The organism is Herbiconiux sp. FW305-C-125 (genome assembly GCF_058783455.1).
Genome location: NZ_JBYSYO010000007.1, coordinates 172,108 through 198,614, shown reverse-complemented (window position 1 = coordinate 198,614; position 26,507 = coordinate 172,108). Strand labels below are relative to the sequence as shown.

The 26,507-nt window shown below is 69.4% G+C and carries 25 protein-coding genes; 18 read left to right on the top strand and 7 right to left on the bottom strand.

Annotated features, from left to right (window positions below):
- Window positions 1–442: 442 nt before the first annotated feature.
- A complete protein-coding gene (locus AC3WLB_RS17615; protein ID WP_492508189.1) occupies window positions 443–3,106 on the bottom strand; it encodes a bifunctional FO biosynthesis protein CofGH in 2,664 nt (887 codons plus the stop codon).
- A 159-nt stretch (window positions 3,107–3,265) separates the two neighbouring features.
- Between AC3WLB_RS17615 and guaD the strand changes: the two genes are divergently transcribed.
- The 3 genes from guaD to AC3WLB_RS17600 are packed head-to-tail and all read left to right on the top strand — an operon-like array spanning window position 3,266 to window position 6,050.
- Window positions 3,266–4,660: a guanine deaminase gene (guaD, locus tag AC3WLB_RS17610; protein WP_492508187.1), complete on the top strand. Its 1,395-nt coding sequence runs from the start codon at window positions 3,266–3,268 to the stop codon at window positions 4,658–4,660.
- A gap of 3 nt (window positions 4,661–4,663) precedes the next feature.
- Window positions 4,664–5,596 (top strand): hypothetical protein, encoded by a 933-nt coding sequence (locus AC3WLB_RS17605; protein ID WP_492508185.1) that lies wholly within the window; start codon window positions 4,664–4,666, stop codon window positions 5,594–5,596.
- Window positions 5,597–5,615: 19 nt separating this feature from the next.
- Window positions 5,616–6,050, top strand: a complete 435-nt coding sequence (locus AC3WLB_RS17600; protein WP_492508183.1) for a VOC family protein — start codon at window positions 5,616–5,618, stop codon at window positions 6,048–6,050.
- A gap of 34 nt (window positions 6,051–6,084) precedes the next feature.
- Here AC3WLB_RS17600 and cofD read toward each other — a convergent pair whose 3' ends face one another.
- The 5 genes from cofD to AC3WLB_RS17575 are packed head-to-tail and all read right to left on the bottom strand — an operon-like array spanning window position 6,085 to window position 10,462.
- A complete protein-coding gene (gene cofD, locus AC3WLB_RS17595; RefSeq protein WP_492508181.1) occupies window positions 6,085–7,080 on the bottom strand; it encodes a 2-phospho-L-lactate transferase in 996 nt (331 codons plus the stop codon).
- A gap of 35 nt (window positions 7,081–7,115) precedes the next feature.
- Complete coding sequence (locus AC3WLB_RS17590; protein WP_492508179.1) at window positions 7,116–7,532, bottom strand: type II toxin-antitoxin system VapC family toxin; 417 nt, start codon at window positions 7,530–7,532, stop codon at window positions 7,116–7,118.
- Window positions 7,529–7,807: a FitA-like ribbon-helix-helix domain-containing protein gene (locus AC3WLB_RS17585; protein ID WP_492508177.1), complete on the bottom strand. Its 279-nt coding sequence runs from the start codon at window positions 7,805–7,807 to the stop codon at window positions 7,529–7,531. Before AC3WLB_RS17585 ends, AC3WLB_RS17590 begins: the two co-directional genes overlap by 4 nt.
- A gap of 59 nt (window positions 7,808–7,866) precedes the next feature.
- Complete coding sequence (locus AC3WLB_RS17580; RefSeq protein WP_492508175.1) at window positions 7,867–9,078, bottom strand: hypothetical protein; 1,212 nt, start codon at window positions 9,076–9,078, stop codon at window positions 7,867–7,869.
- A 43-nt stretch (window positions 9,079–9,121) separates the two neighbouring features.
- Window positions 9,122–10,462 (bottom strand): aminotransferase class I/II-fold pyridoxal phosphate-dependent enzyme, encoded by a 1,341-nt coding sequence (locus tag AC3WLB_RS17575; RefSeq protein WP_492508173.1) that lies wholly within the window; start codon window positions 10,460–10,462, stop codon window positions 9,122–9,124.
- Window positions 10,463–10,625: 163 nt separating this feature from the next.
- Between AC3WLB_RS17575 and AC3WLB_RS17570 the strand changes: the two genes are divergently transcribed.
- The 13 genes from AC3WLB_RS17570 to mutM all read left to right on the top strand — a co-directional run bounded on the left by AC3WLB_RS17570 (window position 10,626) and on the right by mutM (window position 22,774).
- Window positions 10,626–11,474, top strand: coding sequence for a nitrilase-related carbon-nitrogen hydrolase (locus AC3WLB_RS17570; protein WP_492508171.1), 849 nt, complete (start codon window positions 10,626–10,628; stop codon window positions 11,472–11,474).
- 13 nt (window positions 11,475–11,487) lie between these two features.
- Entirely contained in the window at window positions 11,488–12,927 is a 1,440-nt protein-coding gene (hydA, locus tag AC3WLB_RS17565; protein ID WP_492508169.1) for a dihydropyrimidinase, read from the top strand.
- A gap of 11 nt (window positions 12,928–12,938) precedes the next feature.
- Window positions 12,939–13,955, top strand: coding sequence for a TIGR03842 family LLM class F420-dependent oxidoreductase (locus AC3WLB_RS17560; protein ID WP_492508167.1), 1,017 nt, complete (start codon window positions 12,939–12,941; stop codon window positions 13,953–13,955).
- Window positions 13,952–14,863: an ABC transporter permease subunit gene (locus tag AC3WLB_RS17555; protein WP_022898160.1), complete on the top strand. Its 912-nt coding sequence runs from the start codon at window positions 13,952–13,954 to the stop codon at window positions 14,861–14,863. Before AC3WLB_RS17560 ends, AC3WLB_RS17555 begins: the two co-directional genes overlap by 4 nt.
- Window positions 14,860–15,714 (top strand): ABC transporter ATP-binding protein, encoded by an 855-nt coding sequence (locus AC3WLB_RS17550; RefSeq protein WP_492508164.1) that lies wholly within the window; start codon window positions 14,860–14,862, stop codon window positions 15,712–15,714. Before AC3WLB_RS17555 ends, AC3WLB_RS17550 begins: the two co-directional genes overlap by 4 nt.
- The gene (locus AC3WLB_RS17545; RefSeq protein WP_492508162.1) at window positions 15,711–16,484 is read left to right on the top strand and encodes an ABC transporter permease; all 774 of its coding nucleotides are present in this window, start codon (window positions 15,711–15,713) and stop codon (window positions 16,482–16,484) included. Before AC3WLB_RS17550 ends, AC3WLB_RS17545 begins: the two co-directional genes overlap by 4 nt.
- A 64-nt stretch (window positions 16,485–16,548) precedes the next feature.
- Window positions 16,549–17,700, top strand: coding sequence for an ABC transporter substrate-binding protein (locus AC3WLB_RS17540; RefSeq protein ID WP_492508160.1), 1,152 nt, complete (start codon window positions 16,549–16,551; stop codon window positions 17,698–17,700).
- Between the two features lie 133 nt (window positions 17,701–17,833).
- Window positions 17,834–19,171 carry an aspartate aminotransferase family protein gene (locus AC3WLB_RS17535; protein WP_492508158.1) on the top strand — a complete coding sequence of 446 codons (1,338 nt, stop codon included), beginning with the start codon at window positions 17,834–17,836 and terminating at the stop codon, window positions 19,169–19,171.
- A gap of 66 nt (window positions 19,172–19,237) precedes the next feature.
- On the top strand, window positions 19,238–20,176 hold the full coding sequence (locus AC3WLB_RS17530; RefSeq protein WP_492508156.1) for a LysR family transcriptional regulator: 939 nt from the start codon (window positions 19,238–19,240) through the stop codon (window positions 20,174–20,176).
- Window positions 20,177–20,286: 110 nt separating this feature from the next.
- Window positions 20,287–20,781, top strand: a complete 495-nt coding sequence (locus tag AC3WLB_RS17525; RefSeq protein ID WP_492508200.1) for a YceD family protein — start codon at window positions 20,287–20,289, stop codon at window positions 20,779–20,781.
- A 67-nt stretch (window positions 20,782–20,848) separates the two neighbouring features.
- A complete protein-coding gene (gene rpmF, locus AC3WLB_RS17520) occupies window positions 20,849–21,052 on the top strand; it encodes a 50S ribosomal protein L32 (RefSeq protein WP_022895112.1) in 204 nt (67 codons plus the stop codon).
- Window positions 21,053–21,075: 23 nt separating this feature from the next.
- Entirely contained in the window at window positions 21,076–21,798 is a 723-nt protein-coding gene (rnc, locus tag AC3WLB_RS17515; protein ID WP_031281002.1) for a ribonuclease III, read from the top strand.
- A gap of 7 nt (window positions 21,799–21,805) precedes the next feature.
- Window positions 21,806–22,774, top strand: a complete 969-nt coding sequence (gene mutM, locus AC3WLB_RS17510; protein WP_492508153.1) for a bifunctional DNA-formamidopyrimidine glycosylase/DNA-(apurinic or apyrimidinic site) lyase — start codon at window positions 21,806–21,808, stop codon at window positions 22,772–22,774.
- 14 nt (window positions 22,775–22,788) lie between these two features.
- Here mutM and AC3WLB_RS17505 read toward each other — a convergent pair whose 3' ends face one another.
- Window positions 22,789–23,439, bottom strand: a complete 651-nt coding sequence (locus tag AC3WLB_RS17505) for a YoaK family protein (RefSeq protein WP_051047635.1) — start codon at window positions 23,437–23,439, stop codon at window positions 22,789–22,791.
- Window positions 23,440–23,668: 229 nt separating this feature from the next.
- On the opposite strand from AC3WLB_RS17505, the gene AC3WLB_RS17500 reads away from it, so the two are divergent.
- Together AC3WLB_RS17500 and AC3WLB_RS17495 are read left to right on the top strand one after the other, a co-directional pair.
- Window positions 23,669–24,787, top strand: coding sequence for an acetamidase/formamidase family protein (locus tag AC3WLB_RS17500; RefSeq protein WP_492508151.1), 1,119 nt, complete (start codon window positions 23,669–23,671; stop codon window positions 24,785–24,787).
- The gene (locus tag AC3WLB_RS17495; RefSeq protein WP_492508149.1) at window positions 24,780–26,450 is read left to right on the top strand and encodes an AtzH-like domain-containing protein; all 1,671 of its coding nucleotides are present in this window, start codon (window positions 24,780–24,782) and stop codon (window positions 26,448–26,450) included. The genes AC3WLB_RS17500 and AC3WLB_RS17495 overlap by 8 nt, the downstream gene beginning before the upstream one ends.
- The last annotated feature ends 57 nt before the right edge of the window (window positions 26,451–26,507 follow it).

Here is a 26,507-nt window from a genome sequence, read left to right as displayed (position 1 = left end):
CATTCCCCGACCGCATCGAGCCCTACCTCTAACAACCAACTGCCGATGACCGCTTACACAAACAACTTGACAGGCTCACGACGGCCCCGCCACCGAGAACCTCCCGCGCATCCCCGACTACCGCACCACCACCGTCACCCGCACCCCCGCCGCCCCCTACCGCATCGAGCTCCCCACCCCCTGACCCACCCACACCGAGTCCCCACCCGTTGCCGAAACGACGCATCCAATTCCGACAACAAATGGAGACTCGATCCAGCCCACGACGTAGGGCACGAGAGCTCAGGCCGCGGGCCGCGCCTGGACGACCCAGGGTGAGCGCTCGGCCGCGAAGCGACCGAACGCTCACATGTCGCCTCGCGCCGCAGTAGCGGCGGCGCGAGCAATAAGGGCCCGCCCAGCCGAAGGCCGGGCGAGCCCGAAAAGTGGCGGTGGGTACCCCTCACGCCATCGGCAGCAACCGCAGCGACTTCCCCGTGGCCGCGAACCCGCGCGACGCGAACTCCCGCGCCACCGCCACACGCTCGGCGCTGGGCCGCCCGTAGGTGGTGGTGCGTTGCACGGGCACCCGCCCGATCGAGCGGATGAGCGCCTCCAACTCGTCGACCGTCTTCTCGGAGCCGTTGTCGGCGCCGGCCATGCGGCTGATCGTCTCTTCCATCAGCGTGCCGCCGAGGTCGTCGGCGCCGCCCTGCAGCATCTGCGCGGTGCCGCCGTTGCCGAGTTTCACCCACGAGGTCTGCACGTGGTCGATGCGCCCGTGCAGCATCAGCCGCGCCACCGCGTGGATGGCCCGGTTCTCCTGCACCGTCGGCCCCGGCCGCGCCACGCCCGCGAGGTAGACGGGGGAGTTCATGTGGATGAAGGGCAGCAGTACGAACTCCGTGAATCCGCCTGTCTCGTCCTGGATGCGCGAGAGCGTGCGCAGGTGCCCCACCCAGTGCGTGGGGTTGTCGACGTGCCCGTACATCATGGTCGACGACGAGCGCAGGCCGACCTGGTGCGCCGTGGTCACGATCTCGATCCACTGCGCCGCGGGAAGTTTGCCCTTCGTGAGCACCCAGCGCACGTCGTCGTCGAGGATCTCGGCGGCCGTGCCGGGGATCGTGTCGAGCCCTGCCTCCCGAGCGGCCACCAGGAAGTCGCGGAACGACAGCCCAGTGCGCGCGGCTCCGTTCACGATCTCCATCGGCGAGAACGCGTGCAGGTGGATGTCGGGCTGCCGCGCCTTCACCGTGCGCGCCAGGTCGAAGTACGCCGTGCCCGGCAGGTCGGGGTGGATGCCGCCCTGCATGCAGATCTCGGTCGCGCCGATCGACCAGGCCTCGTCGACGCGGTCGCCGACCTGCTCCATCGACAGGGTGTACGCATCCGCGTCGTTGCGGCGCTGCGCGAAGGCGCAGAACCGGCAGCCGGTGTAGCAGACGTTGGTGAAGTTGATGTTGCGGTTCACGACGTAGCCCACCTCGTCGCCGACGGTTGCGCGGCGCACCTCGTCGGCGAGCGACGCGAGCGCGTCGAGGTCGGGCCCGTCGGCGCCGAGCAGGGTCAGGTAGTCGTCGTCGGACAACCCTGCCGGGTCGACGGATGCCCGCAGCAACGCCGCCCGCACCGCCGGGTCTCCGGATGCCCGCACCGAGCTCCCGGCGTTCGCCCCGACGTGCTCGCGCAGCTCGCTCCAGTCGCCGTAGACGTCCTCGAAGTCGCTGCGCCGGTCGCCGGTGCGCCCGATCGTGTCGATCTCGGTGTGCAGCTCGACGCGGCCCGAGCCGGCAGTGCCCCACTCGGGCTCCTGCCACGGCAGGCCCTCCGGCACACGCCCTTCGACGGCCAGACCGTCGGTGTCGGCCAGCGCGCGCACGTGCGGGAGCACCCGAGGGTCGATCCACGGCTCCTCGGCCCGCACGTAGTGGGGGTGCGCGGTGAGCCGCTCGCGCAGCGTGAATCCGGCGTCAGCAGTCAGCCGCGCCAGGTCGTCGATGTGCGGCCACGGCCGCTCGGGGTTGACGTGGTCGGGCGTGAGCGGCGAGACCCCGCCCCAGTCGTCGATGCCGGCGCGTACGAGCAACGACAGCTCGCGCGCATCCGTGAGGTTCGGCGGCGCCTGGATGCGGGCCTTCGGCCCCAGCACGAGCCGCGCCACGGCGACCGACGCCACGTACTCCTGCGTTTCGAGATCGGACGCCCCCATCATGGCGGTGGCGGGCTTCGCGCGGAAGTTCTGAATGATCACCTCCTGAACGTGCCCGTGCCGGCGCGCGGCCGAGCGGATGGCGAACATGCCGTCGACCCGCTCCTCGTAGTTCTCGCCGATGCCGAGCAGGAGGCCGGTGGTGAACGGCACGTTCGAGCGGCCCGCGTCTTCGAGCACGCGCAGGCGCAGCGCCGGATCTTTGTCGGGCGAACCGAAGTGGGCGTTGCCCTTCTCGGCCCAGAGCCGCACCGAGGTGGTCTCGAGCATCATGCCCATCGAGGGCGCGACGGGCTTGAGCCGCTGGATCTCCTCCCAGGTCATGACGCCCGGGTTCAGGTGGGGGAGGAGGCCCGTCTCCTCGAGCACCCGGATGGCCATGGCGCGGAGGTAGGCGATGGTGGAGTCGTAGCCGTGCGCATCCAGCCACTCGCGGGCGGCCGGCCAGCGGTCTTCGGGGCGGTCGCCGAGGGTGAACAGCGCTTCCTTGCAGCCGAGCGCGGCGCCCTCCCGGGCGATCGCGAGCACCTCGTCGGGGGAGAGGAACGGTGCCTTGCCCTGCTTGGCGAGCGCGCCGGGCGTCTGCACGAAGGTGCAGTAGTGGCAGCGGTCGCGGCAGAGGTGGGTGAGCGGGATGAACACCTTGCGCGAGTAGGTGATGACCCCCGGCCGGCCCGCGATCTCGAGCCCGGCGTCCCGCACCCGCGAGGCGGCGGTGAGCAGGCGCTCGAGGTCGTCGCCGCGGGCGTGCAGCAACGTCTCGGCCTCGGTGGCGTTCAGCGCCACCCCCTCGTCGGCGCGTTTCAGCGCCCGGCGGATGGCGGATGCGTTCGGCACGAACGCCTGCACGACCGGCTGGGCGTCGGCCTTGCGGCCGGTGGGGCGAACGGTGGGGACGGGCAGATCTTCAGGCATGGGCGACGACCTCGACGTATCGGATGAGATAACAAGAGAGCAGGGCCCAAAGCCAGACCCAGAACCAGAATGGAACGAGCCTACCCCCAGTTAGGGTCGTGGCCCGATTCGGGACAGCGCACTGTGCCACTATTGCCCCAACGAAGAATGGGGTTCGACTTGGCTGAGAAAGCTGTACGCGGCACGTTTCTGGATTTCTTCGACGACCCGTGGAAGCACGTCGGTCACGAAGAAGAAGCGGTGCGTTTCCACACCGACGGTCTGCTCGTCATCGACGACGGGACGATCGTCGACTTCGGCCCGTACGCCGAGGTCGCGCCGCGGCATCCGGATGCCCCGATCACCGAGATCCGCGACCGCCTGATCCTGCCCGGGTTCATCGACGGGCACATCCACCTGCCGCAGACCCGTGTGCTCGGCGCCTACGGCGAGCAGCTGCTGCCCTGGCTGCAGAAGTGGGTGTTCCCCGAGGAGCACAAGTACGCCGACCGTGCCTACGCCGAGGAGGGCACGAAGCACTTCTTCGACAACCTGCTCGCCTCCGGCACCACCACGGCGCAGACCTTCACCACCGGCAACCTCACCTGTAACGAGGTGTTCTTCGAGGAGGCGACGCGCCGCAACATGCGGATGATCGGCGGCCTCACGGGAATCGACCGGCACGTTCCCGACTACTTCGCCAACACGCCCGAGCAGTTCTACGAGGACTCGAAGACGCTGATCGAGAAGTTCCACGGGGTGGGCCGCAACCTCTACGCCATCACCCCACGGTTCGGGTTCGGCGCCTCGAACGAGCTGCTCGCCGCCTGCCGGCGGCTGAAGCAGGAGCATCCGGACCTCTGGATCAACACCCACATCTCGGAGAACCCGGCCGAGATCCACGGTGTGCTGGCGCTGCACGACGACTGCCACGACTACCTCGGCGTCTACGAGAAGTACGACCTCGTGGGCCCGAAGTTCACCGGCGGTCACGGGGTCTGGCTCTCCAACGACGAGTTCCGGCGCTTCTCGGATTCGGGTGCCGCGGTGGCGTTCTGCCCGTCGTCGAACCTGTACCTGGGCTCGGGACTCTTCCGGCTCGGCAAGGCGACCGACCCCGAGCACCGCGTGCTGCTCTCCTTCGGCACCGACATGGGCGGCGGCAACCGGTTCAGCCTGCTCAACTCGCTGGAGGACGCCTATAAGGTCGGGATGCTCAACAACACCATCCTCGACGGCAGCATCATCCCGAGCGAGATGGATCTGGCGGAGTCCGAGCGCAACAAGCTCTCGCCCTTCCGGGCGTTCTACTCCGTCACCAAGGGCGGCGCCGAGTCGCTCTACATCGACGACCTCGTGGGCACCTTCGACATCGGCAAGGAGGCCGACTTCGTGGCGCTGGACTGGACCGCGGGGCCGCCCGCGACCGCCTGGCATCAGAGCCTGCTGCACGACGGCGGCGAGCTCACGCTCGAGGCGGCCTCGGATCTGCTCTTCGGCATCATGATGGTGAGCGACGAGCGTGCGGTCGACGAGACCTGGGTCGCGGGCGAACGCGCCTACAAGAAGGCGTAGCGCATGACGGTCGCCCTGGTGGTGCACCGGCGTCTGGCGGAGGAGAGTTACGCGGAGTACGCCACCTGGCAGGAGAAGGTGGGCCGCCGCATCGAACAGTGGCCCGGCTTCCTCGACCGGCGCGTGATCCGGCCCGACCCGCCGCTGCAGGTCGACTGGGTGATCGTGCAGCGCTTCCGTGACGTCGAGTCGGCCCGTGGCTGGCTGCAGAGCGCCGACCGGCTGGCCCTCCTCGACGAGGTGAAGGACCACTTCATCGGCAACGACGACGTGCACCTGTTCACGGAGGACACCGAGCGGCCGGCCGAAGCCGCATCCGTGCTGATCGCGAGCCGGGTGCCGGAGGCCGACGAGGCGGCGTACCTCGACTGGCAGCGGCAGATCTCGGCGGCGGAGTCGCGCTTCGACGGGTTTCTCGGCCACAAGATCGAGCGGCCCATCCCCGGGGTGCAGGACGACTGGGTGGTGGCCTTGAGCTTCGATACCCCGGAGCACCTCGAGAAGTGGCTCGAGTCACCCGAACGCAAGGCGTTGCTCGACGCCGGCCGCGACTACAACGAGCAGCTCACCCTGACCCGGGCGAGCTACGGCTTCGGCTTCTGGGCGGGCGGCGGCTCGGCGGCGGCGCCCGACCCGATCTTCAAGAGCAACCTGATCGTGTTGCTGATGCTCTACCCGATCGTCTTCCTCTGGGGCTACTTCATCGGCGACACGCTGTTGTCGGGGTTGCCGTTCTGGCTGTCGCTGTTCATCGGCAACGTGGTGTCGACGCAGCTGCTCGGCTGGTTGCTCGTGCCGTGGGCGTTCCGGCGGTTCGGCTGGTGGGTGAAGCGGGGCGTGCCGGCGCGCACGCACGTCGCGGGTTACGCGATCGTGGTGGCGCTGTACCTCGTGTCGATGGCGGCCTACGCCGGGCTGCTGGCGCTCCGCGGGTAGCGGGGGCACGATGGGTGGCATGATCGCAGCCACCGATTTCCCCGCCTTCCGGCAAGTCGTGCTCGACACCGAGAACGCGCGCGAACTCGCCGAGTTCTACCGCGAGCTGCTCGGGCTCGAGTACCGACCCGGCGACGAGGTGCCCACCGACGGATCACCCGACACGCGGGGGCAGGACTGGCTGGTGCTTCTCGGCGCCGACGGGCGGCGTCTGCTGGCGTTCCAGCAGGTGGCAGCGCTTCCGGCGGCGACCTGGCCGGAGGGGCCGCGCCCGCAGCAGCTGCACCTCGACTTCTCGGTGCCGGATCGTGACGCTCTGCTGCAGCAACGCGAGCGGGCGCTCGGGCTCGGCGCGACCATCCTTCGCGATGACCTCGACGACCCCGAGGAGCCGATCTCGATCCTCGCCGACCCGGCCGGGCATCCGTTCTGCATCTTCGTGCTGACGCCCTAGGGGCGGGCCCGCTGCCGCGCGATCGCCGGCCGGCTCAGCGGACGGCTGCCGCCAGGGCGTCGGCGGCGAGCTGGGCGCTCGTGGTAGTGTCGCGCATCCACAGGGGTACGACCGAGGTTCGGATGCCCGCCGCATCGAGCACGGGGGCGCTCGCCGCATCCGTCTCGTCGACGAGCCAGGCGTCGAGGAGGCCGGACCCGGAGCGCTGACGAGAGCCGTAGTTCTTGGCGACCGCGGCCGCTGTGGTCTCGACGCCGATCGCGGTGAGGCAGGCATCGGCCATGCCGCGCACGGCGGCCCCGGCGATGATGGGGGAGACGCCCACGATGGGGGCGCGGGACGCTCGGAGCGCCGAGCGAACTCCGTTGACCCCGAGGATGGTGCCGATGGAGACCACCGGGTTCGAGGGGGCGAGCAGGATGACGTCGGCCTGCTCGATGGCGTGCAGCACCTCGCGGGTGGGCTTCGCCGTGTCGACCCCCACCTGGATGAAGCGCTGCGCCGGGACGGTCGCGCGGTACTTCACCCACCACTCCTCGAAGTGCACGATCTTGCGGCGGCCGTCGACCATGATGTCGACGTGCGTCTCGACCGGCTGGTCGCTCATCGGCAACAGTCGCGCGCCGGGGTTCCAGCGCTCGGCGAGCCGCGCCGTCGCCTCGGTGAGGGTGAGGCCGTCGCGCAAGAAGCTGGAGCGGGCGATGTGGGTGCCGAGGTCGAGGTCGCCGAGGGTGAACCAGGGCCAGCCGATGCCGTAGGCGGTGAGCTCGGCGCTCACCCGCTCGCTCTCGCCCGTACGGCCCCAGCCGCGCTCGTCGTCGTTGGCGCCGCCGAGGGTGTACATGATCGAGTCGAGGTCGGGGCACACCCGCAGCCCGGTGAGCCACATATCGTCGCCGGTGTTGACGACGGCGGTGATCTCGGCGGTCGACCCCCCGTCGCCGTTGGGGTACCGCGACCGCAGATGGGTTCGGAGCCCCCGCAAGAATCGTGCCCCGCCGACGCCCCCCGCCAGAACCGTAACCTTCACGCCCCCATTCAACCCCATCCGCGCGGCTCGGCCGCTCACGCCTCCCACGGATTCACGACGACGAGCCCCGGATGATCGAGCCCTCGAGCATCACGAGTCGCAACGACGGCATCATTTGCAACGGCGATTGCGGCGATCTGGGCGTCAAGCGTGCTCACCGGTCTGCCCCGAGCCTTGCGGTCGGCGACGATCGGCCCGAACTCCAGCGCCGCCGCTTCATCGAACGGCAGGATGCGCTCGCTGAAATGCTGGGTGAGGATGCGAGCAAGCTGGTCGGCGAATTGCCGGCGTCGCCTACTTGGTGGCAATTTGGCGATGCCGTAGCTCAATTCGCCCACTGTGATAGCGGTGATGAACATCTCGTCGAACTGAGAGTCGACCCATGCGGTCACTCGAACAGATGGGCGGCTGCTCGTGACCTCTGACAGCACGTTCGTGTCGAGGATGATCACGAGGAGGCACCCCGACGCTCCACCTCATCGAGCAGTCGTGGATCGTCGGGCATTCGAGGTTCGATCTGGGCGAACAGATCGTCGGCGCCACCCATGTCGGCGAACATCGCATGCAGCCGGCTACCGAGCCCGGTGCCGTCTGAGGGTTGTGCCGCCACGGCGACCTTCAGTATTTCGCGCACTTCTGCCTCCATCGATCTCCCGTTGCGGGCAGCCCGGATGCGCAGCTTGGCTCGGGTCGATTCGTCGAGATCTCGCACGGTGATGGTGGCCATCTCGTCCCCTTCGGTCTGCTGGCAATGCTAGCAGCGAGAGAGCGAAAAGCGAGGAATGATCAGTCGAGCGCCACACCCTGGGCGGCGAGGGCGAGGTCCGTGACCGCGCGGAGGGTGTCGGTGGGCGCGGTGACCGTCAGCCAGCCGCCGTCGATCGCGACCGAGACCTCGGAGACACCGTCGCCCACGGAGGCGATGGCCGCCTCGCCGGGGTAGTCGGGCGCCGGCGTCCAGACGAGATCGGGGTCGGCCGCGAGGCCCGCCTCGCGGTATGCGGCTCCGCCGGGGAGTACGGCGATGGACGCTCCCGTCGCGCCCGTGGTATCGGCGTCGGTCCAGCTGCAGTAGTAGGCGCCCACCTGCTCGTCGGCGAAGAAGGGCGACCCGTTGTGCTCGCCCTCGACCGACTTGTACTGCTCCACCCTCGCGATGCCGAGCGCTGCGGCCAGCTCGGCCGGGTCGGCCAGCTCGTCGCAGGTCGACGCCCCGCTGAGCCCCTGGCCGACGGGCTGCCAGAGCGGCCCGGGCGTGCCCAGGGTCTCGGTCGTTGCGCGCAGATCGACGAAGCGCGCACGTGTCTCGGCCATCTGCTGATCGGTGACGGTGGTCGCGAAGGCGCTGCTGAGGCTGATCCCGTAGCTGCCGACGTGGGCGATGAAGCTGCAGGAGTTGGGCCTCGTGCCGGGTGCCGGCACGCACGCCGAATAGCTGTCCGGCCCGATGGTGGGTTCGGGCGTGCCCACGAAGATACCCTCGCGCTGCACGGTCTGCTCGAACGCTTCGTCCGAGACACCCGGAACGATCGTCACGCCCACCGAGTAGGCCGCGCCGTCGTAGACCGAGCCGCCGGTCTCGCTGAACGAGCAGGCCAGTTCGCCCACCCGTTCGCCGACGAACGACATCGGGCTGGCCGTGTGCTCCGATTCGGTGACCGGCACGAGCGCGCCACCGGCGATCGACTCGGCGACCGACTGGGGCAGCAGTTCGTCGCAGCTCGCCGGCACGCGCACCACAGGGGCGGTCGGGGCGGGCGGCTGCGACGGCGTCGTGGACGGCGTCGTGGACGGCGAGGGTGTCGAGCTCGCGGTCTCGACGGATGCGGCGGTGGTCGCCGGCGCGCCCGGCCCGACGATCGATCCGCCGGTCAGCGCGAACGCCGCGGTTCCAATGGCGACCAGGCCCACGAGGGCGGCCAGTACCACGAGGATCGTGCGCCGCCTGCCCCGCGAGGGTTCGGGTGCGTTGCTGGTGTCGGTGTCGTCAGAGCTCATGTCCTCTACTGTCCGGTCGTCGCGCAAAGGTTCCCTCGTGCGCTCAGGTCGCGGTCGAGGCCGAGGCGAGAAGGGACGCCACCTCGCCGAAGTCGTCGCGCACGCGACCGGCCGTCACGCGCAGGTGCTGGGCGGCGGCGCCCGCTGGGCCGGCGAGGAACGTCGCGCCCGCCGCGACCCGGATGCCCGACGCCGCGAGCGACACGATCGCCGCCTTCTCGTCGGCCACCGGCACCCAGGTGTTGATGCCGTCGGCCGCCGCCGTGGCCACCCCGCGTTCCTGGAGCGCCTCGGCGAGCGAGCGCTGCCGGGCCTGGTAGATGCGCCGTGCGTCGTTCACGGCATCGACCGAAGCACTGGCGGTGAGCAGGTCGTAGAGGATGCTCTGCAGCATCCTCGAGGTCCAGCCCGGCCCGAGCATCCGTCGTGCCACGATCTTGTCGAGGAGGGTCTCAGGCCCGCCGAGCGCCGCGATGCGGAGGTCGGGGCCGTGCGACTTCGCGTAGCTGCGCACGTGCAGCACCCGGTGCGGCAGCCAGGTGCCGAGGCTGTGGGCCGGCGCGCTCGAGATCTCGGCCGAGTGGTCGTCCTCGATGATCACCGGATCGCCCAGATGCTCGTGCGCACGCAGCACCCGGGCGAGCTCGCGGGCACGGTCGGCGGTGAGCGACGCGCCGGTGGGATTGTGGGCCCGGGGCTGCAGGATGATCGCGACCGGGTTCATCCGCAGCGCCCGCGCGAGCTCGTCGGGCAGCAGGCCGTCGGCATCGACCCCGACCGGTAGCCGCTCCACGCCGAAGTGCTCGAGCAGGTCGAAGAACGGCGGGAATCCGGGGCTCTCGACCACGACCCGGTCGCCGTAACGCACGAGCGACTCGAGGGCGCGGGAGATCGCATCCAAGGCGCCGTCGACGATGGTGAGCGCCGAGACGGGATAGGGCCAGGATGCCCGCAGGTGCAGTTCGAGCTCGGGGAGCACCGGGGCGCTGAGGTAGCTCGCGGTGTCGGCTCGGGTGGGCACCCGGGCGAGGGCGGCGGTGAGGTCGGGCAGCAGCTCCGGATCGGGGGTGCCGGTGGACAGGTCGAGCCGCGCGCTCACGTGCGAGCCCGCGAGTTCGCCGAAGTGCGGTGGCATCCAGGCGGTCGCCGCCTGCAGCACATAGCTGCCGGCCCGCCCGCGCGAGGTGATGAGCCCCACACCGGACAGCGCCTGCCACGCGTTGCTCACGGTCGCGGGGCTCACGCCGAGCGTCGCGGCGACGTCGCGCACGGTCGGCAATCGGTCGCCCGCGCCGAGCGCTCCGGAACGGATGAGCCGCGAGATCGCCGCGGCGATTCCCTCGGGGGTGCGCTGTTCGACAGCGTCGACGATCTGATCGAGCATCCGTCTCCGATTCGAGGAAGAGTGATGGTGGATGACTTGCCCGGAACTCTTGACATATTTACTCTCGCGTCACACGCTGAAACACACGAGAAATGTTCAAACCGAATAATAACAAAACCGGGATGTCTCGAACACTCCGGTACTCGTTCGAAAGGAACTGCCGATGACGACCGTCCGCGCTGCGATCACCCAGACCACCTGGACCGGTGACAAGGAGTCGATGCTCGACAAGCATGAGCAGTTCATGCGGGATGCGGCGGCGCAGGGTGCGCAGGTGATCTGTTTCCAGGAGTTGTTCTACGGCCCGTATTTCGGGATCACGCAGGACAAGAAGTACTACCGGTACGCGGAGCCGGCTGACGGCCCGATCGTGCAGCGCTTCGCGGCGTTGGCGAAAGAGCTGGGCATGGTGACGATCCTCCCGATCTACGAGGAGGAGCAGACCGGGGTGTACTACAACACGGCGGTGATCGTGGATGCCGATGGCACGATCCTCGGGAAGTACCGCAAGCACCACATCCCGCACCTGGAGTCGTTCTACGAGAAGTTCTACTTCCGGCCGGGGAACCTGGGCTATCCGGTGTTCGACACGGCGGTGGGCAAGATCGGTGTGCACATCTGTTACGACCGGCACTTCCCGGAGGGCTGGCGGGAGCTGGGTCTGAACGGCGCCGAGATGGTGTTCAACCCGAACGCGTCGAAGCCGGGCCTGTCGAACCGGCTGTGGGAGCTGGAAGGCCCCGCCGCCGCCGGTGCGAACCAGTACTTCGTTCTGGTGCCCAACCGGGTCGGCAAGGAGGACAACGAGTACGGCGACCTGGCCGTGAACTTCTACGGCACGAGCTACGTGGTCGACCCGCGTGGCAACTACGTCGGCGAGCTCGGGTCGAGCGAGCACGAAGAGGTCCTCATCCGCGATCTCGACCTCGAGGCGATTCGCGACACGCGTGACGACTGGCAGTTCTACCGCGACCGCCGGCCGGATGCCTATGACGAGATCGTGGCGCCGTAAGGGAGGCCGGGCGATGAAGACGCTCATCACCGGGGGCACGGTCGTCAACGCGACGGGGACCGCCCAGGCGGATGTCTTGCTGGATGGCGACACGATCGCGGCTGTTCTGGCGCCGGGTTCGACGCTGTTGGGCTTCGATGTCGCGGGCAATGTCGACGAGGTCGTGGATGCGACGGGGAAGTATGTGATTCCTGGTGGGATCGATGCGCACACCCATATGGAGATGCCGTTCGGTGGCACGTTCGCGTCGGACACGTTCGAGACGGGGACGCGGGCGGCGGCGCATGGTGGCACGACGTCGATCATCGATTTCGTGGTGCAGTACGCGGGGGAGAACATCCTCGACCAGTACCAGTTGTGGCACGAGAAAGCCGCAGGGAACTGTGCGATCGATTACGGCTTCCATCAGATCCTGTCCGACGTTCAGGACTCGTCCCTCACGGCGATGGACGAGCTGATCAACGAGGGTGTCACGAGCTTCAAGCTGTTCATGGCGTACAAGGGCGTGTTCCTCAGCGACGACGGTCAGATCGTGAAGGCGATGCAGCGGGCTTCCGATAATGGGTCGCTCATCATGATGCATGCTGAGAACGGCAGTGTGATCGATCTGCTGGTCAAGCAGCACCTCGAGCGCGGCGAGACCACCCCGTACTACCACGGCATCTCCCGGCCGTGGCAGGCGGAGGAGGAGGCCACGCACCGGGCGATCATGCTCGCGAACCTGACCGGCGCCCCGCTCTACATCGTGCACGTGTCGGCGAAGCAGGCGGTGGAGCAGATCGCGGCTGCCCGCGACAACGGGCAGAACGTGTTCGCGGAGACCTGCCCGCAGTACCTGTACCTCTCCCTCGAAGACCAGCTCGGCGCCTCGAGCGAGCAGTGGGGCGACTTCGAGGGTGCGAAGTGGGTGTGCTCGACCCCGTTGCGCTCGAAGCACGAGGGTCACCAGCATCACATGTGGCAGGGGTTGCGCACGAACGATCTGCAGGTGATCTCGACCGATCACTGCCCGTTCTGCATGAAGGGCCAGAAAGACATGGGCTTGGGGGATTTCTCGAAGATCCCGAACGGCATCGGCTCGGTCGAGCACCGCATGGACCTCATCTACCAGGGCGTCGTGATGGGTGAGATCACACTGCCCCGCTGGGTGGAACTGACAAGTACCACGCCGGCGCGGATGTTCGGGGTGTACGGCAAGAAGGGTGTCATCCAGCCCGGCGCCGACGCCGACGTCGTGATCTACGACCCCAACGGCCACACCTCCATCGGTGTCGGCGAGGGCCGCACCCATCACATGAACATGGACTACTCCGCCTGGGAGGGCTACGAGATCGACGGCCACGTCGACACCGTCTTCTCCCGCGGTCGCAAGATCGTCGACGACAACACCTACCTCGGCCGCAAGGGCGACGGCGCGTACTTCAAGCGCGGCCTCAGCCAGTATCTGATCTGACAGGAACCCCCATGGAATTCGGCGCGGTCGTTCAGACCAACCCCCCGGCGGCCCGCACGGTCGGGCTCGCGAAGCTCAGCGAGCAGTACGGTTTCGACTACTTCTGGACCTTCGACTCGCATCTGCTCTGGCAGGAGCCCTACGTCATCTACAGCCAGATCCTGGCCGAGACGCACAAGATCAAGGTCGGCCCGATGGTCACCAATCCGGCCACGCGCGACTGGACGGTGACCGCATCCGTCTACGCCACGCTCAACGAGATGTACGGCAACCGCACCATCTGCGGCATCGGCCGCGGCGACTCGGCGGTGCGCGTCACCAACGGCGCTCCCACCACGCTGAAGACGCTACGGGAGTCGATCCACGTCATCCGTGAGCTCGCGAACTCCCGGTCGGTGGAGTACAACGGCGCGACCTTGCAGTTCCCGTGGAGCCACGGCTCCGAGCTCGAGATGTGGGTGGCCGCCTACGGCCCTCTCGCCCTCAAGCTCACGGGCGAGGTCGGGGACGGGTTCATCCTGCAGTGCGGCGACCTCGACATCGCGAAGTGGATGATCGCCACGGTGCGCCAGGCGGCCGAGAACGTGGGCCGTGACCCCGACGAGATCGCGTTCTGCGTGGCCGCGCCGATGTACATCGGCGACGACTGGGAGCACATGCGTGACCAGTGCCGCTGGTTCGGGGGCATGGTCGGCAACCACGTCGCCGACATCGTGGCCAAGTACGGCACCGACAGCGATGTGCCCCGCGCCCTCACCGACTACATCAAAGACCGCGAGGGCTACGACTACAACGAGCACGGCCGTGCCGGCAACAGCCACACCGCGTTCGTGCCCGATGAGATCGTCGACCGGTTCTGCGTGCTCGGCACCGCGGAGCAGCACATCGAGAAGCTCAAGGCCCTCAAAGACATCGGGGTCACCCAGTTCGCCGGCTACCTCCAGCACGACAACAAGGAAGAGACCCTCCGGGTGTACGGCGAGACCGTGATGCCCGCGCTCCGCGACCACATCACGGCCAAGGCATGACCTCACGCCCCTCCGCCGGCGCGAGCGGCCCGCGCACGAACCAGACGGCGAAGCGCATCGCCTTCGGCGTCGGTGGTGTGCTGCTGCTCGTGCTCGTCTGGGAGCTCTACAAGGCGCTCGGCCCCGCGACGGGCGTCGTCGTCGGCGACCTCACCATCCTGCCCCGCACCACCGACCTCGCTATGCCGCACGTGTGGGACATGATCGGCCGCCTCTTCGAGCCCACCGGCGGCGGCCGCAACGCCCTTCCGGTGTGGCTCGCGGTGCTCCAGGCCTCCGTCTTCACCCTCGGGGTGGCCGCGGTCGGCTGGGTCGTCGGGGTCGTCGTAGGGTTGCTGCTCGCCGTGCTGATGCAGCGCTTCCGCACGGCCGAGTCGGCGGTGCTGCCCTGGATCATCCTCAGCCAGACCGTTCCACTCATCGCCATCGCCCCGCTCGTGCGCCGCTGGGGTTCGCAGCTCTCCATCGGCGATTTCAGCTGGGAGAACTGGATGTCGGTGGCCGTCATCGCCTCCTACCTCGCGTTCTTCCCGGTGTCCATCGGGGCGCTCCGCGGGCTGAACTCGCCCGACACCATCCACGTCGAGCTGTTCCGCAGCTACGGCATGGGCTGGTGGAAGACGCTGTTCGCGCTGCGGCTGCCGGCCAGCGTGCCGTACCTGCTGCCCGCCCTCCGGCTCGCCGCAGCCAACGCCGTCATCGGCACCGTCGTCGCCGAGGTCTCCATCGGCCTCCGTGGCGGCATCGGCCGCATGATCATCGAATACGCCCAGCAGGCTTCGGGCGACCCCGCCAAGACCTGGGCGCCCATCTTCGGCGCCGTGGCCGTGGGCCTCGTGGCCGCCGGCTTCATCGCATTGCTCGGAGTGCTGCTCCGCCGATACCGCAGAGGGGAAGTGCCCGCATGAGCGACGCATCCACCGCCGTGCCCGCCACCGCCGCGCCCGTCACCGCCGTGCCCGCCGTCGACGTCTCGGGTGTCGACAAGATCTTCGTGGGCAAGAAGAAGGCGACCGTCACCGCGCTCGAGTCGATCGACCTCACGGTCGCCCCCGGCGAATTCGTCTCGCTGATCGGTCCCTCCGGGTGCGGCAAGTCCACCTTGCTGCGCCTCATCGCCGACCTCGACGCCCCGACGACCGGTACGGTGTCGGTGTTCGGCAAGACGGCACGGCAGGCGCGCATCGACCAGGAGTACGGCATCGCCTTCCAGCAGGCCGGCCTCCTGCCCTGGCGAACCGTCACCGCCAACATCGAGCTGCCCCTCGAACTGCACGGCGTGGCCTCCTCCGCGCGCAAGTCACGCGTGAGCGAGTTGCTCGGCCTGGTGGGTCTCACCGACTTCGCCGAGAGCTACCCCGACCAGCTCTCCGGCGGCATGCAGCAGCGCGTCGCCATCGCCCGGGCACTCGCCGAGAGTCCGCGCCTGCTCCTCATGGACGAGCCGTTCGGCGCGCTCGACGAGATGACCCGGGAGCGGATGCAGACCGAGCTCGTGCGCATCACCGGCGAGACGGGGGCCGCCGTGGTGTTCGTCACCCACTCGATCCCCGAGGCGGTGTACCTCTCGAACCGGGTGGTGGTGATGTCGCCGCGGCCCGGGCGCATCCGCGACATCCTGACCGTCTCGCTCGGCTCTGCAGCGGAGCGCACCGAGGAGCTGCGCGAGAACGAGGCGTTCTTCGACAACGTGAGCAAGGTGCGGGAGCTCCTGCACGGCGAGGTCCCCGTCGGCATCCGAGGGGTCGAGACCCGATGAGAACCTCTCCCGGCATCTACCGCACCGTGCTCGCGCCGGTGCTGCTGGGCCTCGTCGCGCTCGCCCTCTGGCAGCTACTGGTGGTGGCGTTCGACGTGAAAGCGTTCGTCGTGCCGAGCCCGCTCGCGATCGGCAGCGCGTTCGGCACGAACTTCGCCACCGTGCTGCAGGGCGCGCTCGTCACCGGGGGCAACGCCCTCGTGGGGCTCCTCATCGGTGGCGTCGTGGGCATCCTGTTCGCCATCCTCGCCGCGCTGTGGCGCGTGCTCGACGAATTGAGCGCCGCCGTCGTCGCCGCACTGGCGGTCGTGCCCATCGTCGCTCTCGCGCCCGTGCTCTACACGATGTTCGGCGCCGGGGCCGAGACCGCACGGCAGCTCGTCGCGGCGATCGCCGTGTTCATCCCCGTCTACATCAACACCCTGCGAGGGCTCCGGCAGGTGCGCCCGGTGCACCGCGACCTGATGACGGTGTACGCGGCATCCGCCTGGCAGACCACACGGACGGTGACCGTGCCGGGCGCGTTGCCGTTCATCTTCACCGGGCTGCGCATCGCGTCGAGCCTCGCCGTGATCTCCGCGCTGATCGCCGAATACTTCGGCGGCCCCATCGGCGGCCTCGGCAAATCCATCACCTCCGCCGCCAGCGGCTCGAACTACAGCCTCGCCTGGGCCTACGTGCTCGGCGCCATCATCGTCGGGCTCGTCTTCTACTGCGTGACCCTCGCCGTGGAGAAGATCGCCACCCGCCACTACAGCCCGAACACCTGACGCACCCGGCCCGGCTGACCCACACCTGCACCACCCCGGCATCACCAAGAAGGAGGAGCACACCATGAAACACAGCACCCGTCTCATCAGCGGCGTCGGCGCCCTCGCCGTCACCGCGCTCGCGCTCGCGGGCTGTTCGTCGGGCGGATCGGGCGGTGGGTCGACCGACTCCGCCGACTCGGGCGACCTCACCCCGGTGAGCCTGCAGCTGCAGTGGTACTCGCAGGCGCAGTTCGCCGGCTACTACGCGGCGCTCGACCAGGGCTACTACGAAGACGAGGGTCTCGACGTCACGATCCTCGAGGGCGCGGCCGACATCGTGCCCATCGACGTGCTCACCGGAGGCGACGCCGACTTCGCCATCTCCTGGGTGCCGAAGGTGCTCGGCTCGATCGAACAGGGCGCCGCCGTCACCGACATCGCGCAGATCTTCGAGCGAAGCGGCACCACGCAGATCTCGATGAAGGACGCCGACATCACGAGCCCCGCCGACCTCAAGGGCAAGACCGTCGGCAGCTGGGGCTACGGCAACGAGTGGGAGCTCTTCGCCGGCATGCAGAAGGCGGGCGTGAACGTGGGCGACATCTCCCTCGTGCAGCAGGCCTTCGACATGAACGGCTTCCTCGCCGGCGACATCCAGGCCGCCCAGGCGATGACCTACAACGAGTACGCCCAGGTGCTCGAGACCGTGAACCCCGCCACCGGCGAGCTCTACACGCCCGACGAGCTCAACGTCATCGACTGGAACAAAGAGGGCACGGCCATGCTCCAGGACGCGATCTGGGCCGACTCCGACCGCCTCGCCAGCGACTCCGACTACGCCGACACCGCGGTGAAGTTCATCAAGGCCTCCATCAAGGGCTGGGCCTACGCCCGCGACAACCCCGAGGAGGCCGCGAAGATCGTCACGGCATCCGGCTCCCAGCTCGGCGAGAGCCACCAGCTCTGGATGACCAACGAGGTCAACAAGCTCATCTGGCCGTCGGAGAACGGGGTCGGGATGATCAACCAGGACGAATGGGACCAGACGGTGTCGATCGCCAAGGGCACCGAGAACGAGACCGGGGCCACCATCATCACGTCCGACCCGCCGGAGACTGCTTACTCGAACGAATACGTGGAGAAGGCTCTCTCGGAGCTGAAGGATGAAGGGGTGGACGTGAACGGGGCTGACTTCGCTCCGATCAAGGTGACTCTCAAGGAGGGTGGCCAGTAGGTCACGCCCGTCGATCCGGGGGGATTCTCACCCTCCGCCTAAGGGTTGAGCGGAGCTCAAAGGCGGCGGAGGGCGAGAATCCCCCCGGATCGACTACCAGGAACATCGAACGAGATACAGGAACGGCAGCACCATGGAACTTGACCCCGCAGACCAGCAGCTCGCGCTCGAGTTGGATCGTGCTCATGTGTTCCATTCGTGGTCGGCTCAGGGGAATCTGAAGCCGATGGTCATCGCCGGCGGGGCCGGCTCGACGGTGTGGGACTTCGAGGGGAATCGATACCTCGACTTCTCTTCGCAGTTGGTGAACACGAACATCGGGCACCAGCATCCGGCTGTCGTCGCTGCCATCAAGGAGCAGGCCGATGTGCTGACGACTGTGGCGCCGGCGCACGCGAACCTCACGCGGGGGAAGGCGGCCGAGCGGATTCTGGAGCGGGCTGGGGGGTCGTTCTCGAAGGTGTTCTTCACCAACGGGGGCGCTGATGCCAATGAGAATGCGATTCGGATGGCTCGGTTGTACACCGGGCGGGACAAGGTGCTGTCGCAGTATCGGTCGTATCACGGGAACACGGGGGCTGCCGTGGTGGCGACGGGGGACTGGCGGCGGGTGCCGAACGAGTACGCGCGGGGGCACGTGCACTTCTTCGGGCCGTTCGCGTATCGGTCGGAGTTCTGGTCGACGTCGGTGGAGGAGGAGGGTGCGCGGGCGCTGCACCATCTCGAGCGGGTGATCCAGGCGGAGGGAGCGGCGTCGATCGCGGCGATCCTGATCGAGACGATCCCGGGCACCGCCGGGGTGCTCGTGCCGCCGCCGGGGTACCTGCGCGGGGTGCGGGAACTGGCCGACAAGTACGGGATCGTGCTGATCTTCGACGAGGTGATGGCGGGCTTCGGGCGCACCGGCGGATGGTTCGCCTTCCAGTCGCTCGCCGAGCAGGAGGGCGGGCTCGTCGAACCAGACCTGATCAGCTTCGCCAAGGGCGTCAACTCGGGGTACGTGCCCGCCGGCGGGGTGATCATCTCGCCGTCGATCGCCGAGATGTTCGACGACAGCGTGTTTCCGGGCGGGCTCACCTACTCCGGGCATCCGCTCGCCATGGCCGCGATCGTCGGCACGCTCGACGCGATGGCCGAGGAGGGAATCGTCGAGAACGCGGCGCACATTGGGCGCGATCTGCTCGCGCCGGGGCTCGCCGCGCTGGCTGAGAAGTACCCCGTGATCGGGGAGGTGCGCGGGCTCGGCGTCTTCTGGGCGCTCGACCTGGTGAGCGACCCCGAGACCCGGGCGCCGCTCTCCGCCGGCGGCGTCGGAGCCCTGAAGGCCGCGCTGCTCGCGCGGGGGCTGTTGCCCTTCACCGCCGACAACCGCCTCCACGTCGTTCCGCCGTGCGTGGTGACGGATGCCGAGGTCGAGCGGGCGCTCGCCATCTACGACGAGGCCTTCGCGGAGGTCGGCGACATCGACTGAACCGGGCACGGTGGTCGAGCTGAAGCGTGGCATTCGGGTGCCTCGGCGTCGCTGTAGAGTCCCTACATGGACGTCCGTCGGCTCGAACTGCTGCGTGAACTCGCCGAGCGCGGGAGCGTCACCGAGGTGGCGCGGGCGACGCACCGCACGCCCTCCGCGGTGTCCCAGCAACTGCGCATCCTGGAGCGGGAGGCGGGGCTGCCGCTGACCGAGAAGGCCGGCCGGGGCATCGTGCTGACGGATGCCGGGCGCGCCCTCGCCCGCAGCGCCACCGACGTGGCCGTCGCCATCTCGCGGGCCAGCGCGCTCTGGGACGAGTTCCGCAACGACCCCACCGGCGAGGTGTCGCTCGCCACGTTCCCGACCGGCGGGCAGATGCTGCTGCCGGGCACCATTCGGCGGCTGGATGCGGTGGGCGGGCTCATCCTGCACGCCTCCGACCGCGACCCCGAGAGCGATGACTTCCCCGGCCTCACCGCCGACTTCGACATCGTGCTGGCGCACACCGCGTCGCCGGCCGCGACCAACTGGCCCGCGCACGACCTCGCGGCGGTGAAGCTCATGACGGAGCCGCTCGACATCGCGCTGCCGCCGGGGCATCCGCTGGCGTCGAAAGAGCTGCTCGACCCCGAGGACCTCATCGGGGAGCGCTGGATCGGGGTGCCGTGGGGGTACCCGTTCGAACGCACCATCCACGACATCTCGGCGGCCGCCGGCTCGCCGATGAACGTGGTGCAGCGGTTCGGCGACACGCGCGTGACCGAGGCGTTCGTGGCGGCCGGGCTCGGCATCGCCATCCTGCCCTGCTATACCGCGGGTGGCGCCTACCGCAGCGAGATCGTGCTGAAGAACCTGCGCGGCGTGGTCGCCGAGCGGCACATCTTCGCGCTGATGCGCCCCGACCGCGCGGAGCGCCTCGCGGTGCGCACGGTCGTCGACGCCCTGCGCGCCGAGGCCGACGCGGTGGTCGCGGCCAACGAGCACCGCAATCCGCCCAGGGCGTAGTGGCGCGCGGCCGGGTGTCACCGGGGCGACGGTAGAATCTCTCGGTGAGCACATTCAAGAAGACCCCTTACACGGTCAACGTGCGCGATCTCATCCACAAGCCCGGGGAGATGAGGGAGCACACGCTCGACATCCCCGTCACCGAGAAGCTGGGCGAAGGCCTCATCGCCGTCGAGCCCGGCGAGAACCTGCACCTCGACGTGCGCCTGGAGTCGGTGCACGAGGGCATCCTCGTCTCCGCCGACCTCTCCACCGAGGCCGCCGGGGAGTGCGGACGGTGCCTGCGCGACATCCGTCAGAGCGTCGAAGTCGAATTCCAAGAGCTTTTCGCGTATTCTTCTGACGAAGCTTTCGATTACGAGGTTCACGACGACAATGTCGATCTCGAACCTCTGATCAGGGATTCGGTGGTGCTGGCACTACCGTTCCAGCCGGTGTGCACGCCGGATTGCCCAGGCCTCGACCCGGTGACGGGGGAGCGACTGGCCGATCATCCGGCTGCTCCTGCGCCTGAGGTGATCGACCCGCGATGGTCGGCGCTGGCCGGACTGCGTGGGTCAGAGACACTGGCAGCTTCCCGAGACACGGATTCCGACGACAACTAGGCGCGGGATCTCGACAACCGGTTCGCGCTGAGAAGCGCCGGGCCGACTGAGAAGAAGAGAGATAGTCATGGCGGTTCCGAAGCGGAAGCAGTCACGTTCCAACACGCACGCGCGTCGTTCGCAGTGGAAGGCCGAGGTCCCCACGCTCGTCAAGACCGTCGAGAACGGCAAGACCACCTACAGCCTTCCGCACCGCGCGAAGGTCGTCGAAGACTCCGCCGGCACCCCGCTGTTCATGGAGTACAAGGGCCGCAAGGTCGCCGACGTTTAGTCGTTCCCGGAAAGGTGCGGCCGGTGTCTGAATACACGGATGACCGGTCGCACCTTTTGGCGACCCTGCAGATCGAGCTCGATCCCGATCTGCTCGACCTCGCCCTGACCCACCGCTCGTTCAGCTACGAGCACGGCGGCATCCCCACCAACGAGCGCCTCGAGTTCCTCGGCGACTCCATCCTCGGGCAGGCCGTCACGGTGATGCTCTACACGACCTTCAGCGCCCTCGACGAGGGCGAGCTCGCGAAGCGGCGAGCCTCCCTCGTGAGCACGGTCGCCCTCGCCGAGATCGCCCGCGGCATCGGCCTCGGCGACTACCTCAAGCTCGGCCGGGGCGAGGAGCTCACCGGCGGGCGCGACAAGGCGTCGATCCTCGCCGACACGGTGGAGGCCATCATCGGCGCCACCTACCTCGACCAGGGTCCCGACGTCGCGACCGCCCTGGTGCTGCGCCTGGTGGCTCCGCTCGCGAACGATCCGCTGCGCTTCGGTGTCTCAATGGACCCCAAGACCTCCTTGCAGGAGCGCGCCAACCAGCTCGGCCTCGACGTGCCGGTGTACACGCTGGCCGAGAGCGGCCCTGACCACCAGAAGACCTTCGTGGCCACCGTCACGATCGGCTCGACGAACCCGGTGATCGCGCCGGTGCTCGCCACCGGCACCGGCTCGAGCAAGAAGCAGGCCGAGTCGGCCGCCGCCGCGGCCGCCTTCGCCGCGCTCGGCTCCGGGGCCGGGCCCGCGTAACCGCGCCATGCCGGAACTGCCCGAGGTCGAGGTGGTGCGCGCGGGCCTCGAGCCCGCCGTCACCGGGGCCGTCATCACGGCCGTCGAGGTGTTCGACGAGCGCTCGCTCAAGCGGCACAGCCCCGTGGAGGGTCCGTTCGAGGGGCTGCTCGAGGGGCGGCGGATGCTCGCGGCCGGCCGGCGGGGCAAATTCCTGTGGTTCCCGCTGTCCGCCCGGTCGGGGTCGCCCGCGCAAGCGCTCGTCACGCACCTCGGCATGAGCGGGCAGGTGCTGCTGCGCACACCCGGTGTGGCGGAGGACGGATTGCTGCGCATCCGGTTGCACATCGAGCATCCGGAGCGCGGGGAGTTCTGGGTGAACTTCGTCGACCAGCGCATCTTCGGCTCGATGGCGGTCGATCGGCTGCTGCCGACGCCGGACGGGTTCGACGGGGGCTACTTCGGGTTCGCGGCGCAGTTCGGGCTGACGGGGGAGAACCCCGGGCCGAGCGACGGCTGGCGGGCCGCGGTGCCGGCGCAGGTGTCGCACATCGCGCGCGACCCGCTCGACCCGGCCTTCGACGACGACCGCTTCTTCGCCGCACTGGCGCGCAAGAAGACCGGCATCAAGCGGGCGCTGCTCGACCAGACGCTCGTCAGCGGCATCGGCAACATCTACGCCGACGAGTCGCTCTGGGCCGCGAAGCTGCACTACGAGTACCCCGCCGACAAGCTGCCGAAGCGCAAGGCCCGGGAACTGCTCGCCGAGGTGCGGATCGTGCTCGAGAAGGCGCTGGCCGAGGGCGGGACGAGCTTCTCGTCGACCTACGTGAACGTGAACGGCGCCTCGGGCTACTTCTCGCACAGTCTGAACGCCTACGGGCAGCAGGGAAAGCCTTGCCCGCGCTGCGGCACGCTGATCGTGCGCGAGCAGTTCATGAACCGCTCCTCGCACTTCTGCCCGCGCGAGCAGCGGCCGTACCGCCCGCGGAGCTGAGGCGACGGGTCGGGTCAGCCCTCGACGGGGGTGTGCTTCGTGTGCGCCGCGATGTGGCCGAGGAGCGCCGCGAGGAGGGTGACGAGCGCGGCGGCGGCGACGCCCCAGCCGATGTGCAGCAGGAGCAAGAGGGCGCCCACCCCGGCGCCCGCGGCGATGAGCACGATCGCGGCCGCGCGGCGGAACCACGGCTGGCCCTTGCCGCCGGCGAGGCGGGAGTCGGCCGCGAAGCCGGTGATGGTGGAGGTGACGACCACGGTCGTGACGTCTTTCACGGCGATGTGCCGCGCGGTCGCCGCCTGCAGCCCCATCGCGGCGGCGAGGAACACGGTCACGACGAGCTCCCACGGCTGCGGCGGCCTGCCGTTCAGCACGAACAGCACCACGGCGAGCACCGCGAGCACGGCACCCACGATGGCGAAGATCACGGTGGTGCGGGTGGTCCAGCCGGCCTTCACGGGGCGCAGCACCCGGCCGCCGATGACGGCGCCGCCCATGAACGCGAACAGGGCGAGCAGCGGGCCGACCCAGGGCAGGTCGTCGGCGCCCGCCAGAGCCATGCCGAGGATGACCACGTTGCCGGTCATGTTGCCCGCGAACACCTTGTCGAGACCGAGGTACCCGACGGCGTCGACGATGCCGGTCGAGAAGGTCAGCGCGAGCATCAGCCCGAGGTGGAGGTCGTCACGTCGGGTACGGAGTCGGTTGAGCACGGAGGCATCCTGTCTTCGTGGGATCGGGTAGTGAGCGCGTACGTTTCGTGGCTGTGAACGCCGATTTCGGCCGTGCTAACAATGCTCTGAACGCTAGCCCGTGCATCCGTCGCCGTGCAAACGGGCGATAGTGTCGGGGAGTCCGCGGTGCGCCGCGCGACCGATCGAGAACGGATGCGACATGTCGATGCTGGCCGCCCTGCAGCCCGGTGCGGGGGAGATCCGCGCCACCGAGTACCTCGCGGCCAGCCGCGGCAACGTGCTGTGGGGGCGACTGCCCTGCGCCACCGACCGCCCGGCGCTGGCGGTCGACTCGGGCACGGATGTGACCATCGACACGATCAGTCACGAGGGGCTTCTCGAAGACCAGGGTCGCGACCCGGCGGCGTTCTTCGCGGCGCACGGCGTGGAGCGCGATTTCGTGCTCGACGACGCGATCGCCCTCGCCGCGTCCGACTACCCGCGGTCGAGCGCCGACGGTCCGCATGTCGTGACCGGCCCGATCGAGGTGCGCGGGGCGAAGCCCGGCGACCTGCTGAAGCTCACCGTGCTCGAGACCACCCCGCGGGTGCCCTACGGCGTCATCTCGAACCGGCACGGCAAGGGTGCGCTCGTCGGCGAGCTGCCACTCGGCCCCGGTTCGGTGAGCGTGTTCGCGGAGCTGCAGGATGCGCTGAACGGCGAGCAGTTCGGCACCCTTCCGCTCGTGCCGGGTGGTGAGCGGGCGGTGCGCTTTCCGCTCAACCCCTTCCTCGGGGTGATGGGGGTCGCGGTGGCCGGATCGGAGCGGCCGCACTCGGTGCCGCCGGGGCCGCACGGGGGCAACATCGACATCAACCTGCTGACCGTGGGGTCGTCGCTGTACCTGCCGGTGCAGGTGCCGGGGGCGCTCGCGTACGTGGGCGACCCGCACTTCGCGCAGGGCGACGGCGAGGTGGCGCTCACCGCGATGGAGGCGTCGCTGCGGGTGACCGTGCGCTTCGAGGTGGTGCCGCAGGCCGAGGCCGTGGCCTCGTTCGGCGAACTGGCCGGGCCGCTCGCGTCGACGAGCGAGTTCCTCGTGCCGACCGGGATGGACCCCGATCTCGACGTGGCCGTGCAGAACTGCGTGCGCGCCGCACTCGGGCTGCTCGAAGCGCGCTGGGGGATGGATCGCGCACTCGCGTACGCCTACCTCAGCGCGGCCACCGACTTCGACATCTCGCAGGTGGTCGACATCGTGAAGGGCGTGCACGCGCGCATCCGCGTCGCCGACTTCGCGGGCGTGGCGCTCGCCGGCCGGGGCGGCGAGCGTGGCTGAGGGGCTCCCGGCAGGGGTCGACTCGGTCGTCGGGGCCGACCTGCTCGACCCCGGTGAACTGGCCGTGGTGCTCGAGGCCTTCAGGGCGTACGAGGCGGCGCTCATGGCGAACGACCTCGATGCGCTCGACGCGTTCTTCGCGCCCGGACCGGCGACCCTGCGCGGCGACGCGGCCGGCCTGCTCGTGGGGCACGACCGCATCAGCGCGTTCCGCGGGCTGCGCGGCGGCGTCGCGACGCGCACCATCGTGGAGGTGCACGTGCGGGCGCTCTCGGCGTCGTCGGTGCTCATCGTCTCGGTGAGCGCATTCGCGGCCGGCGGGCGCGGGCTGCAGACGCAGCTCTGGGAACGCGCGGCGGACGGGGTGGGCCCCCGCTGGGTGATCGCGGCCGCGCACGTGTCCGGGGCGGCGCCGGCCGTGAACCGCGGCGTGTGGCGGGTCGCGGGCGCACCGTTGGTGCCCGCGACGGTGGGTGCAGCTTCGGGGCCAGGTGCGCTCGCGGGGGCGAGCGTGGCCGTGAAGGATCTGTACGACGTGGCGGGTTTCGCCGTCGGGGCGGGCGTGCCGGATTTCTTGGCGGAGGGGCGCCCGGCCGAGCAGGACGCCGACGCGGTCGCGGCACTTCGGGCGGCGGGCGCGACCGTGCAGGGCATCGCCCAGACGGACGAGTTCGCCTACAGCATCGCCGGCCGCAACGTGCACTACGGCACCCCGCCGAACCCGGCCGTGCCGGGCGCGATCCCGGGTGGCTCCTCGAGCGGCCCGGCCGCTGCGGTCGCACTCGGCCAGGCCTCGATCGGCCTCGCCACCGACACCGCCGGGTCGATCCGGGTGCCGGCGTCGTACCAGGGCCTCTGGGGTCTGCGCACGACCCACGGTGCCGTCAGCGCGCGCGGCCTGCTGCCCTTGGCGCCCTCGTTCGACACGGTCGGCTGGCTCACCCGCTCGCCGGCCACCCTTCGCGCGGCCGCCGCAGCGACGTTCGCGTCGGCACCCGGGCCGACGCCCGTCGATCTCGACGCGGCTGAGGGCGGAGGTGCAGGCGCGGACGCGCTCGGTGCCGCCGCCCGGTTCGCGGTGAGCGCCGACCTCGTGGCGAGTTGCGACGAGACGGTGCGCACCGCCTTCGACGCGATGCTCGCGCATCCGTTCTTCGGCGCGGTGCAGGAGGTCGACCTCGGCGATCTGGACGCGGTGTTCGCCGCGTTCCGCACGGTGCAGGGCGCGGAGGCGTGGCGGATGCACGGCGGCTGGGTGGCGGCGCATCCGGGCGTGCTCGGGGCCGACATCGCCGAACGGTTCGAGGTGGCCGCGCGCATCACCGCCGCCGAGGAGACGACCGCGCGTGAGGTGCTGGCCGAGGCCCGCGCACGGTTCGACGCGGCGCTGGCGGGGCGCATCCTGCTGCTGCCGTCGGCCTCGTCTGCCGCCCCGGCACTGAACGCGCCCGCCGGCGTGATCGCGGCGACGCGCGCGGCGACCCTCCGGATGACCGCGGTCGCCGGCGCCGGCGGGTACCCGGCCGTCTCGGCGCCCGTGCTCCGGGTGCCCACGGCCGGCGGACCCGCGCCGGTCGGCCTGTGCCTGGTGGGGGAGCGCGGTGCCGACCTGGCGCTGGTCGACGTGGCGTCGGCCGTCGCACAGGCTCTCGCCGCCGAATAGCCGGCCGCGCGCCGGTGGCCACCTGACGCGTAACACGGCTGAAACGTTTGTTTCGTA